The organism is Vibrio sp. 99-8-1 (assembly GCF_013114595.1).
Lineage (GTDB): Bacteria > Pseudomonadota > Gammaproteobacteria > Enterobacterales > Vibrionaceae > Vibrio.
Genome location: NZ_VTXE01000047.1, coordinates 38,204 through 49,732, shown reverse-complemented (window position 1 = coordinate 49,732; position 11,529 = coordinate 38,204). Strand labels below are relative to the sequence as shown.

11 protein-coding genes and 1 riboswitch are annotated in these 11,529 nt (G+C 40.3%); of the genes, 4 read left to right on the top strand and 7 right to left on the bottom strand.

Annotated elements, in window-relative coordinates:
* Positions 1 to 475: 475 nt before the first annotated feature.
* Positions 476 to 922, top strand: coding sequence for an RNA-binding protein (locus F0227_RS19940; RefSeq protein ID WP_171755009.1), 447 nt, complete (start codon positions 476 to 478; stop codon positions 920 to 922).
* On the opposite strand, the gene murI is transcribed toward F0227_RS19940, so the two are convergent.
* Both murI and F0227_RS19930 read right to left on the bottom strand, forming a co-directional pair.
* Positions 891 to 1,691, bottom strand: coding sequence for a glutamate racemase (gene murI / locus F0227_RS19935; RefSeq protein ID WP_171755008.1), 801 nt, complete (start codon positions 1,689 to 1,691; stop codon positions 891 to 893). The two genes, F0227_RS19940 and murI, sit on opposite strands and share 32 nt — an antisense overlap.
* A 99-nt stretch (positions 1,692 to 1,790) precedes the next feature.
* Positions 1,791 to 3,746, bottom strand: coding sequence for a TonB-dependent receptor (locus F0227_RS19930; protein ID WP_171755007.1), 1,956 nt, complete (start codon positions 3,744 to 3,746; stop codon positions 1,791 to 1,793).
* Positions 3,747 to 3,780: 34 nt separating this feature from the next.
* A riboswitch (cobalamin riboswitch) is annotated at positions 3,781 to 4,003 on the bottom strand.
* Between the two features lie 235 nt (positions 4,004 to 4,238).
* Between F0227_RS19930 and trmA the strand changes: the two genes are divergently transcribed.
* The gene (trmA, locus tag F0227_RS19925; RefSeq protein WP_171755006.1) at positions 4,239 to 5,348 is read left to right on the top strand and encodes a tRNA (uridine(54)-C5)-methyltransferase TrmA; all 1,110 of its coding nucleotides are present in this window, start codon (positions 4,239 to 4,241) and stop codon (positions 5,346 to 5,348) included.
* A gap of 62 nt (positions 5,349 to 5,410) precedes the next feature.
* Here the strand turns inward: trmA and F0227_RS19920 are convergent, their stop codons facing one another.
* Positions 5,411 to 5,788 (bottom strand): YijD family membrane protein, encoded by a 378-nt coding sequence (locus tag F0227_RS19920; protein WP_171755005.1) that lies wholly within the window; start codon positions 5,786 to 5,788, stop codon positions 5,411 to 5,413.
* A gap of 2 nt (positions 5,789 to 5,790) precedes the next feature.
* Positions 5,791 to 6,414 carry an HTH-type transcriptional repressor FabR gene (gene fabR, locus F0227_RS19915; RefSeq protein ID WP_171755004.1) on the bottom strand — a complete coding sequence of 208 codons (624 nt, stop codon included), beginning with the start codon at positions 6,412 to 6,414 and terminating at the stop codon, positions 5,791 to 5,793.
* A gap of 214 nt (positions 6,415 to 6,628) precedes the next feature.
* Between fabR and sthA the strand changes: the two genes are divergently transcribed.
* A complete protein-coding gene (sthA, locus tag F0227_RS19910; RefSeq protein WP_171755003.1) occupies positions 6,629 to 8,029 on the top strand; it encodes a Si-specific NAD(P)(+) transhydrogenase in 1,401 nt (466 codons plus the stop codon).
* A 163-nt stretch (positions 8,030 to 8,192) separates the two neighbouring features.
* On the opposite strand, the gene F0227_RS19905 is transcribed toward sthA, so the two are convergent.
* The 3 genes from F0227_RS19905 to F0227_RS19895 form a co-directional block, all read right to left on the bottom strand.
* Complete coding sequence (locus F0227_RS19905; protein WP_253822140.1) at positions 8,193 to 9,026, bottom strand: class I SAM-dependent methyltransferase; 834 nt, start codon at positions 9,024 to 9,026, stop codon at positions 8,193 to 8,195.
* Between the two features lie 82 nt (positions 9,027 to 9,108).
* Positions 9,109 to 9,732, bottom strand: coding sequence for a transcriptional repressor LexA (lexA, locus tag F0227_RS19900; RefSeq protein ID WP_171755001.1), 624 nt, complete (start codon positions 9,730 to 9,732; stop codon positions 9,109 to 9,111).
* A 125-nt stretch (positions 9,733 to 9,857) separates the two neighbouring features.
* Positions 9,858 to 10,334, bottom strand: a complete 477-nt coding sequence (locus F0227_RS19895; protein WP_171755000.1) for an Lrp/AsnC family transcriptional regulator — start codon at positions 10,332 to 10,334, stop codon at positions 9,858 to 9,860.
* Positions 10,335 to 10,448: 114 nt separating this feature from the next.
* Here F0227_RS19895 and F0227_RS19890 point away from each other — a divergent pair, with 114 nt between their 5' ends.
* Complete coding sequence (locus F0227_RS19890) at positions 10,449 to 11,399, top strand: nucleoside recognition domain-containing protein (RefSeq protein ID WP_171754999.1); 951 nt, start codon at positions 10,449 to 10,451, stop codon at positions 11,397 to 11,399.
* The last annotated feature ends 130 nt before the right edge of the window (positions 11,400 to 11,529 follow it).

Below are 11,529 nucleotides of genomic sequence, written 5' to 3'. Positions count from 1 at the left end.
ATTGAAACCGTTGTTGATTTCGTGCCCGAAAGCAGAGAATCATCTTCGATTGTCATCAACGAGTGCCCACACAGATTGATAGGTTTAAATTGTTAAAGAGCGTTTAACTGAACATGCTATTTCTCAAGCCTGAAGCAGTTAGGGATGCGTATTCTACGCTTCCAATTTTGTGAGTCAAGAAGTTTTTAAAACTCTTTTCTCAACCTAAACAAGATAATGAATTTAATCGCTCATCTCGTGTTGGTGTGGCGCATTATAGGGAGGAATTTATTACTAGCAAGATCTTTTTGCGAAATAATTTTTAACTGCTGAAAAAAACAGCAAACCAATATAATTTGAATAAAATTTCAACATTTGAACACCGTCACACCAATAGGTTGGCAATTAGTCAGGGTTAAACGTAAGATTCAAAAGCTATTTAATAAATCATTAAAAAGCTTTTATTCTATTAACTCACTAAATGTTGTATTCATTTATGGACTCTAAAAAAACTATTTTCTTAATTATCACTGTTGCCATATTAGGAACCGTTGTCTTTTCTCAAATAATGGTTTCTCCGGCAATATCTTTTATCATCGGTGTAATTGCTACTGCTGCTGTGCTAAATATTTCTAGTTCTACTTCTTCTACAGTATCAAAAGGCAAACCTTCTACAAAAACACTTTACGTAGGAAACCTCCCTTATAAGGCAAATGAAGCAAACGTGCGCCAGTTATTCTCGGAGTATGGTGAAGTATTTGCAGTTCGCTTAATGAAAGATAAGCGAACAGGAAAAAGACGTGGTTTTGGTTTTGTTGTTGTCGCAAGCAGTGACGCAGAAAAAACCATCTCTTCTTTAAATGACAAAGACTATATGCAACGGACTTTAAAAGTTCGTATTGCTAATGATCCTAAGCATCCAGAATCGGAAGCGTCTCAATAATATCAAAACCTAATTTTGATAGTGTTAAATTTAGTGCAGCCTCTTCAAAGGGGGTTGCACTAGAATATATTTTGTTCTTCTCTCTATTTTCTATTTCAGTTGACGACGATATTAGTGTCACCACTCTTCGTGCGATAGCATCCCCAGAGTCAACCAATTTAGTACTCTCTCCTAATACTTGAGATATCTCTTCCTTAATCAAAGGAAAATGTGTGCAACCTAGCACGACCACATCAACACTATTTTTTAATGGCGATAATATCTGTGTCAGCAAATGTATGTTTACTGAATGTCCTCTCAACTTCATCTCTGCCATATCCACCAGTTCAGTAGAGCCAATAAGTGTTACTGGTATATTCTGCGAAAACTGAGCAATGAGTTGATGGGTGTATTCTCTCTCTACTGTTGCGGGAGTGGCTAAAAGACCAATTGCTGTTTTTGCTAGGATTGCGGCCGGCTTAATTGCAGGAACAACACCAACAATAGGTATTTCAAATTTTTCTCTGAGGGTTGGCAATACCACTGTACTTGCTGTATTACACGCAATCACCACCATATCTATCGAATATTGCTTGATAACATAAGAGAGTAAATTCTCTACCCTTTTAATCAGCGTGTGGCGAGAAAGTTCTCCATATGGATAGCCTTGATTGTCAAATACGTATAGGTAGTTGCAATTAGGTAACGACTTTTGGATTTGTTGATATACAGAAATCCCTCCCATTCCAGAATCAAAAATAAGGATCGTAGGGTTTGGATGATCTGTCATGCGAATTTCATTTAAAAGAGAAGAATGGCGTCATAATACTGAATCGTATTGCCATGACAAGAAATAACGAGAAGCCACCTAGGTGGCTTCCATAAATGATTAAAACTGATAAGCGGCTGTTACCAGAAACTTACGACCATCACCTGCGTAATAAGAAGTATGGCCATACGCTTGAGAAACGTACTGTTTATCCAAAACATTATCAATACGAAGGCTGGCAGTCCATGCATCAAGGGTATAGTTTAATGCCAGATTTGCGAGCCAGTATGACGGCAGTTTTTTATCGCTGTTGCTATTATCGCTGCTGTGGAAGCGCTCACCAACATACGCACCTTCAATATAAGTTTGTACATCCTCGGTGATATCGATGTCTGTAAAGAGCCTTCCAGTATGTTCCGAAACCCAAGGAACCTTTTTGTCTTTGTTTTCACCACCGATAAACTTGGCATTCACATAGTTATATTCAGCCCCAACAAGAATCGAGTCTATTAGATACTTATCAAAATAGAGCCCTACGCCATTTCTCTCTGATTTAGCAGCATTAACATTGGCACCATTACCGCTAGCTCCTGTCGGTTTCTCCGCGTTGCGATCATAAACAATTTCATCTTTTAATCGCAAATTATAGGCATCAAACTTTACCAGGTAGTCATCACCGATATGGTTCCAACCTGCTTCAAAAGAGTAACCTAGTTGTGGTTTTAGTCCTTTAACACTTGCCGGTGTTCTGCCCTGTTCATCCGTTTTAGCAAAGCGATAGTTAGATTCAGCTCTAACGTAATAACGAGTATTCGCAGTTGGACGAATATTGATCCCCAGTTCCGCTGCGGTTGCATCTTCGTTCAGTTTTTCGCCACTGACATAAGTTTGTGCATCGGTAATATCATCCTGTACACGCCCATAACGACCACCAGCAACGACCGCAACATGATCGGTCATTTTATAGTTGAACTGGCTATAGACACTAGTTAGTAACTGTTCAACTTCTCTGCTAATAGAGGAGCTCTTATATTTGTAATCATTTCGACCTACATCTAGTCCTATAAGAGTATTGAGTTTTTGCCCAATAATACCTTCTAACTTAAATGCTCCAGAGATATTGTCGTTACTGGTATTAAATCCGCTATTCCAAGAGACACCTGTGGCAGACATCCTATCCAGACTCACATCAGCATTGGTCGCCCATTTTTCAGATACGTCTTGTCCATAACCAATACGAAGTGCTCGAGTAATTTCATGGCGATGGTCATCAGGCTTAGTTTCATCAGCTTTGGTTGGATCTTTATGAAACTGCTCCTCAGTCATGCTACCAGCGTACTCTCTGTTGTTGTCGTAATAGCTAACTTCGCTGTAAAAGGCCTTGTCACTATTTTGGTAGTCCAACCTTCCCAGCAACATACCCGACTTTCTGGCATTGTGATCACGATAATTATCACTGTTATCCTGACTTGCTGAAACTGAATAACGCCAGTTATCCACTAAAGAGCGAGAAATAGAAACACTACCAGCACGGGAGTTCATGTTGCCTGCAGATAACGAAATATCTCCACTGTCACGGCTGTTATTTAGAGTGATAATGTTAATTACACCACCAACAGCCTGATCACCATAAAGAACGCCTGCACTACCAGATAATATTTCTATACGTTCAACTTGATTGAGCAGTATGGTATTTAACTTCGGGCTAGATAAGTCTTGTTTGTTAAGACGGCGGCCATCCACCAAGATAAGCGTATTGTGTGCAGCTTGACTGCCGCTAAACCCTCTTATTGAAAAAACTGGCCCGCTGTTGCTATCCGAAACTTGTATTCCAGCACGTGAGCGCAACAAACTATCAAGAGATTTAGCACCACTGCGCTCTATCTCTTCTTTACCAATCACTTGAATATTGGAGGGAATATCCGCAATGCTATTAATATTGTCACTTTTTCCAATGATAACCATGGTTTCTAGAGCGTTTGTTGTAGAAGTTGAAGTTTGAGTCTCTTCAGCGTGTATTTGAGGGGCGAGCAAAAGCAGCGACACTACTTCCGTCGCAATCAACGTTTTTTTCATTATTCTGTCCTAAATCGCGTATATCCTAATTAGTGATCACTCACTACTTACTGGCAGGTATTCGGACTTTAGAGCATGATATTGTGACAACATCGCCTTACATCTCACTTCCCGCTATTTCCTTAATTAGCAGTGTGTGGGTTTCCCCGTAGATGCTCGTTCTCTATTACCGCTGCGCGTCAGTTCTGGAGTTTCACCAGATTCCCTTAAAACAGTTACTTGATAGTAAACTGTCTACCAGCGGACATGATAATAAGTATCAATACCGTTACTGTCTAGTGTTAAAATTGACAACAACAACTTAATTGGCCAAATAAGGTTTAGCTTCGCGTTGCTATACTAAAGTTCAGCGGCACAAAATCGTTACCCATAAAACGGATCATTTAGAACCGCTTATTGAGGTCACAAGGCTATAGAATTTAATATCAATACTGGACAAGTGATAAAGATTGAATAAAATCTGCCCTCCTTGTAAATGTAAAAGGCATATCTATGACCACGCTTGACGTAAATCCAAAAAGCTATCAGCAGCAATTATCTGAAAAGGTCGCACGACTAAATCAACAGTTTGCCCCATATGATGTGCCGAACTTAGAAGTGTTTGACTCTCCAGAGCAACACTACCGCATGAGAGCTGAATTTAGAGTTTGGCATGAGGGCGAAGAGCTTTACTACATAATGTTCGACCAAAAAACTCGTGAAAAATATCGCGTTGATCAGTTTCCTGCCGCCAGCCGTTTAATTAATGACTTGATGCCGCTACTTCTAGAGGCGATGAAAGGAAATGACACTCTTAGACGCAAATTATTTCAGGTTGATTTTTTGTCGACACTTAGTGGAGAGATACTAGTATCACTGCTTTATCACCGCCAGTTAGACGACGTTTGGCTTGAAGCGGCTCAGGAATTGAAAAAGCAACTCAACAATGAAGGGTTTAACTTAAACATCATTGGTCGAGCTCGTAAAATGAAACGGGTACTGGATAGAGATTACGTCATTGAAAAACTAAAGGTTCATGGCGAAGAGTTGATCTATCAGCAAGTCGAAAACAGCTTTACTCAACCAAATGGTATCATTGCACAAAAGATGTTGGAGTGGGCAGTAGACTGTACTGATGATAGCCACGGAGATTTACTTGAGCTCTATTGCGGTAATGGTAATTTCTCTTTAGCACTAGCCAAAAACTTTGATCGCGTGCTAGCTACTGAGCTGGCAAAACCATCGGTAGACTCTGCACAATTTAATATTGCAGCCAACAAAATCGATAATGTGCAAATCATTCGAATGTCGGCTGAAGAGTTTACTGAGGCAATGGAAGGGAAGAGAGAATTCCGTAGGCTAAAACAGCAGAACATCGATTTGAGCAGTTACAACTGCAATACTATTTTTGTCGATCCCCCTCGTTCTGGAATGGACATTGATACTTGTAAGATGGTTCAAGGCTATGAACGAATTGTGTATATCTCATGCAATCCAGACACATTAAAAGAGAATTTGGATTTGCTTAGCAAAACTCACAACATCACTCGTTTTGCTCTGTTCGATCAATTTCCTTACACCCACCATATTGAGACAGGTGTTTTTCTTGAGAAAAAGGCTTAATACTCAACAAAAAAACGAGCTCTTATGAGCTCGTTTTCTACATTTGTTTGATTCTTATTCTGCTACTTCTGTTCTTTACGATTTAAATAGCCCATTTTTTTTCCAACCCACATCAATAGCAGCATGGTCACCAAAATAGCAAAGAAATTTGAGCCTACTTCTGGGTACTTTGCTTTTAAAAATGCAGAGTGACCAAAAGCACCGACAAAGAAACAAGCCAATCCCAACAAAGGAATATCTTCTGCAACTGGATTGGTTAGGTAGTTTTGATAGAGCATTTGCGCCGCAAGGGCCAGTGCGATAAGTGGAAAAATAGAGAATGAAACTTCACTCAGTGTTACTGAAGATAACAGCGCATTGCCACACATACCGGCAATAACAGCCAACAGTAGAGTTTTTCTTTCTGAATATTGATTTACGGGTGTTGAGTCACTAGACATAATTATATCCTATTCTTTTGTCGTTCACGTTCTTTTCTATACCAGTATGCGCCTTTAGCTACCATACGTAACTGCATAACAAGCCGCTCGGTAAGTTCTTCTCTTTCATGCTTATTAAGATCTAACGCTTCTGCTCCAGAGCTAAATACTAGAATAACCGAAGCCTCTGCCTGAATGCTTGCTTCTTCTTTATTCATGCCAGTGCTGATCAAATATTCAGTCATCTCAGCAACAAAATGTTGCATTTCTCTGGCTACCGCTGCACGAAAATCGGCAGAAGTCCCTGAGCGTTCTCGAAGCAATAATCGAAATACATTTGGGCTACTTTCAATAAATTCCATAAAGGTCTCTACTGAAGTCCTTATTACACTCCCTTCTTTAACAATTCTCTGTCGAGCTTGTCGCATAAGTTGACGAAGAAGTAATCCTCCTTCATCAACCATGGTCAAACCAAGTTCATCCATATCTTTAAAATGACGATAAAAAGAGGTCGGCGCTATGCCAGCTTCTCTCGCCACTTCTCGTAAACTAAGATTAGAAAAACTTCGATCGGCACTCAATTGACTAAAGGCGGCATCGATTAATGAGCGGCGGGTTTTTTCTTTTTGCTGAGCACGTATTCCCATAGCTTTATTAATACCAAATTAACCAATGACAGTCGGATACTATAACTCGAAAAACCCGTTTAGAAAAATGACAAACAAATTCATTGCGGCTAAGAGCTTGATTTCGTGAACTCCGTGATCATTACCACTGTATAACGTGCTGAGCATTTACCTAAACGATTATTAGGTTAATATCTCGCTATAACAATGTTAAAAATCATGGAAGAACAAGATAATGACTCAATCAACTCACTTTGATGTAATTGTAATCGGTAGTGGTCCAGGCGGTGAAGGGGCAGCGATGGGATTAACCAAAGCTGGATTGAATGTCGCAATCATAGAAAAAGAATCAAGTGTTGGTGGTGGTTGTACCCACTGGGGAACGATTCCTTCAAAAGCACTAAGGCATGCAGTTAGCCGAATTATTGAATACAACGGCAACCCTCTGTTTTCTCATAACAATTCCAGTTTACACTCTACGTTTTCCAATATATTAAGTCATGCAAAAACCGTTATTGATAAACAGACACGTTTAAGACAAGGTTTCTACGATAGAAATCAGTGCAGCCTGATTTTTGGTAAAGCGCAGTTTATCGATGACAATACAGTTTCGGTTATGCAAGCAGATGGCAGCCTTGATTACTACAGCGCTGATAAATTTGTCATCGCGACTGGATCACGACCTTACCAACCTGATGATGTCGATTTTAATCACTCTCGTATTTATGACAGCGATACGATTCTCTCTTTAGAGCATGATCCAAGGCACATCATCATTTATGGTGCTGGCGTCATTGGCTGTGAGTATGCTTCTATCTTCCGGGGTCTAGACGTTAAAACCGACCTCATTAATACTCGAGATCGCTTACTCTCTTTTCTTGATAATGAAATATCCGACGCGCTTTCATACCACTTCTGGAATAGTGGCGTCATTATTCGTAATGATGAAACATATGAAAAAATTGAAGGAACGGATGACGGCGTCATTGTTCACTTACAATCAGGCAAGAAAATGCGCGCAGATTGTATCCTATACGCGAATGGAAGAACCGGTAATACAGACAAGTTAAACTTAGAATCCGTTGGGCTGACTCCAGATTCTAGGGGATCACTACAAGTTAATAAAAAATACCAAACAGGCAAAGAACACATCTATGCTGTGGGTGATGTCATCGGCTATCCGAGTTTAGCAAGTGCTGCCTATGATCAAGGTCGTTTTGTTGCACAGATTATTACTAAAGGTAAAGCAGACAACCACTTAATCGATGATATTCCAACCGGTATTTATACCATTCCGGAGATAAGTTCCGTTGGTCGTACAGAGCAAGAGTTAACTTCGGCTAAGGTACCGTATGAAGTTGGACGTTCATCATTCAAGCATTTAGCTAGAGCTCAAATTGCTGGAAAAGATATCGGCAGCTTAAAGATACTGTTCCACCGAGATAGTAAAGAAATCCTTGGTATTCACTGCTTTGGTGAAAGGGCTGCGGAAATCATCCATATCGGCCAAGCCATCATGGAACAAAAAGGTGAAGCAAATACCATAGAGTATTTTGTCAACACCACATTTAACTATCCAACAATGGCAGAAGCTTACCGCGTAGCAGCGCTAAACGGTCTCAATCGACTGTTTTAACAGTTATAGAGCTAAGCGCGACATTGTGCTTAGCTCTATCATTCAATCTATTTGTCATCGACGTCTATCAGGCGATGACATAGCAAAAAATGACTGTCGCTCAAGTAAAATATCCATCTAAATAACCAGACTTAAACGTTCTACCACTTCTGAGATAGGTAACCTACCAACGGAATTCGATCAAACTTGGCGTAAGCCTATGCTTTAAAGACGGGAATTTCGCAATGACTTTATGCCATAACTTCCAGCGGCCACACTCTTGATCAACGGGAGAGAAACTTTTCGCTGACTTTATCCACGGCAGCCATTGTAGAAATGAGTCTGTCGCTGATCGAAAACCATGTTGATAATTAATAGAGCCCATTTTTTGCCCCAGTACCGTCGATGATTTATCCCCAGCAACAACAAAACACGCTTGAGCATTAACAAAGTAGCGACCTAAGACTTGAACAAATGAAGCAATTTGATTTATTGAGCAATCTAGCAGAGCTTGCTCGCAGACGATTAAGACGGGTGCTGAGTTAGGAATGACTAATGAGTCAAGCCAATCAAGGTGATCAACTGAGCCACAAATTAATTGATAACGTTCATTTTTATGAAAAAGCCGTTGTCGCCAAACAAGATTTTCAGAGACATCCAGTTCGATCCAGTGACATGAGCCGTTATCCAATCGATAAAAGCGAGTATCCAACCCCGCTCCAACATTCAATACCCATGCTTTGGGGTGCCGGCGCAAGAAATCATTAACTTTGTCATCACAGAGTTTTGTTAACGTCGCATGCAACAGTTGCTTTTGGTCGATATCTCCAGAAGTACACTCAGTAGAGAGCTGACATTGTCGGCACGCTTTGGCGGCAATTGGGTCATAAATCAGGCCGTTATCCACTAAACTCTCTCTGCTCCTCAACCACATTGGTTGCAACAGCCGAGTTGGAATCTGATAGTTTTGGTTGGATTCAGCCTTCGAAGATGAAGGCGTATTGTGTAATAAATTCATTATCATCTTCTTTAAACAAATAAAGCAGATGATAATGATTATTATTTAGAATTGCAACAGAAGAAATTTTGCTTTGTTACTATTACATCCAGTCAGTATTGCGAATAATACCAACGGCAATGCCTTCTATCGCTAGGTGTTGAGAGGTTAAATCCACTTTAATTGGAGAGAACTCTTCGTTCTCCGCATGCAACAACACGGTAGCACCTTGTCTTTCTAGTCGCTTAACCGTGACATCATCATCAACACGAGCAACAACAACCTGTCCATCGCGAACATCTTGAGTCTTATGCACAGCCAATAGGTCACCATCCATAATTCCGATGTCCTTCATACTTTCGCCACTGACTCTCAATAGAAAATCAGCTTGTGGGCGAAACATGTTCGCATCGACTTGGTAATGCGCTTCCACATGCTCTTGTGCAAGAATAGGTGAGCCAGCTGCTACTTGCCCAATTAATGGTAAGCCTGCGTCTTCGTTTGCTGCCTCATCTTGCAACAAAATTCGAATACCACGTGAGGCTCCCGGTATAATCTCGATCGCTTGTTTTTTTGCCAGTGCTTTCAAATGCTCTTCTGCAGCATTTGCAGAACGAAAACCAAGCTCTTTGGCAATTTCAGCTCGAGTTGGTGGCATACCTGTTACTTCAATTTTGTCTTTAATTAGCTCAAATACTTGTTGCTGTCGGGGCGTTAACGGCTTCATAAGTCACCTGTCTTTTTATACAGTTAACTGTGAGTATATCCAGTATTTATTATCTTGCAATGAAAACCTGTTATTTTTTAATCACATCATAAATTTGGGGTCGAACGAGGTGATCTATTTGCTGTTTATGACTCATCCCATGCGTAGACATTAGTTTGCGTTGTGTACTTCGCTCTATTCATTGAAATGTGCGTCTTAAATGAACGGACATTGTCATTGTTATAAAACACCTCTTCTCGTAAGGTATCAAAAGCCGCCATATTAGGTACTTCAATGATCAAAACAAAATCCACTTCGCCGGTCACTTGATAGCACTCCTTCACTTGCGGAATACCCTGTATATGCTTCATAAATGCGTTGTTAAGATCTTTTCGGTCTCTCTCCATATAAACCTCAATAACCATATGTAAGCATGAGCCGAGCTTTTCAGGGTTTACTATAGCGACTCGCTCACTTATTACTTGCTCCGCTAACAGTCTTTGTACCCTTTTTAGACAGGCTGGCGGGGATAGAGCAACACGCTCAGCTAACTCTACATTGGTAATGGAGCAATCCTCTTGCAACATCTTCAATATTGCCTTATCAATGCGATCAAGAAACATTATTAACTTTTCCTAACAAAAAATTGAATATATATAAATTATAGACCAACATAATTGCAATTATTTCTAACAAAGTCGCATAAAATAACCACAATTCATACAAAGGATTGGAATATGTTGTCGACACTAAACTACTCTAAATTTATCAGCTTCTTTAAAGAGGTCACTCATGTCTATTGGGTGCTGATAAAGGTAATGGTACCTGCCATTGTTATTGTTAAAATACTCGATCACTTTGGTGCGACAGAGTTATTGGCTCACTATTTATCACCCGTGATGCAATTGGTTGGACTACCTGAAGAGATGGGTATTGTTTGGGCTGTCGCACTACTGACTAATGTCTATGCCGCGATGATCGTCTTCTACAATATTGCGTTAAACCAGATGGTCACGGTCGCTGATATTACGGTCTTAGGAACCTTAATTCTTGTAGCTCACTCACTGCCGATTGAAGGTGCTATCGCCAAGGCACTCGGTATACGATGGCGTTATACGCTACTTATTCGTGTTGGCGGCGCGTTAGTGTTGGCTTTTATTCTTCATCACACTTACTCATATTTTCAATGGCAGCAACAACCCATTGATCTTATCTGGCAGCCCGGTTCCAGCCACTCTTTATCCATTGTTGAGTGGTGTATTGAACAGCTACAGCTGCTGGTTTCTATCTTTTTTATTCTTCTGGCACTGATTTCACTATTGCGATTGCTCCGACTACTTGGGATTGAAGCCCTATTACACAAACTGTTAATGCCACTGCTGCGCAGTTTGACTCTAGGGAAAGAAGCGGCAAACATTACCGTTATTGGCATGACATTGGGAATATCATTTGGCGCAGGGCTTCTCATTGATGAAGTTAAAAAAGGACATATTAGCAAACGAGATACCTTATTGGTGATGGGCTTTTTAGGTCTATGTCATAGCATCATTGAAGATACCATTTTAATTCTATTACTGGGGGCAGATATTAACGCTATTCTCTGGGGAAGATTGATTTTTGCGGTGGTGGTGGTCGCCATATGGGGAAGGCTATTAAAACAGAACAACGCTTCTATCCCTCTTACCTAAATCCGTTCCTTTCATGACATCACAATGCGTACCACTCTATCGATGCTGGTACGCTTTCAAACAAAATTATTCTCATCAACTGCTGTTTTTCGTGCTAATAGACAAAATTGTGATTAAAGATTCATCATCA

Excerpts from the sequence above, each read along its gene's own strand:
- F0227_RS19940 (WP_171755009.1), top strand. The coding sequence starts at position 476 with ATGGACTCTAAAAAAACTATTTTCTTAATTATCACTGTTGCCATATTA.
- murI (WP_171755008.1), bottom strand. The coding sequence starts at position 1,691 with ATGACAGATCATCCAAACCCTACGATCCTTATTTTTGATTCTGGAATG.
- F0227_RS19930 (WP_171755007.1), bottom strand. The coding sequence starts at position 3,746 with ATGAAAAAAACGTTGATTGCGACGGAAGTAGTGTCGCTGCTTTTGCTC.
- trmA (WP_171755006.1), top strand. The coding sequence starts at position 4,239 with ATGACCACGCTTGACGTAAATCCAAAAAGCTATCAGCAGCAATTATCT.
- F0227_RS19920 (WP_171755005.1), bottom strand. The coding sequence starts at position 5,788 with ATGTCTAGTGACTCAACACCCGTAAATCAATATTCAGAAAGAAAAACT.
- fabR (WP_171755004.1), bottom strand. The coding sequence starts at position 6,414 with ATGGGAATACGTGCTCAGCAAAAAGAAAAAACCCGCCGCTCATTAATC.
- sthA (WP_171755003.1), top strand. The coding sequence starts at position 6,629 with ATGACTCAATCAACTCACTTTGATGTAATTGTAATCGGTAGTGGTCCA.
- F0227_RS19905 (WP_253822140.1), bottom strand. The coding sequence starts at position 9,026 with ATGAATTTATTACACAATACGCCTTCATCTTCGAAGGCTGAATCCAAC.
- lexA (WP_171755001.1), bottom strand. The coding sequence starts at position 9,732 with ATGAAGCCGTTAACGCCCCGACAGCAACAAGTATTTGAGCTAATTAAA.
- F0227_RS19895 (WP_171755000.1), bottom strand. The coding sequence starts at position 10,334 with ATGTTTCTTGATCGCATTGATAAGGCAATATTGAAGATGTTGCAAGAG.
- F0227_RS19890 (WP_171754999.1), top strand. The coding sequence starts at position 10,449 with ATGTTGTCGACACTAAACTACTCTAAATTTATCAGCTTCTTTAAAGAG.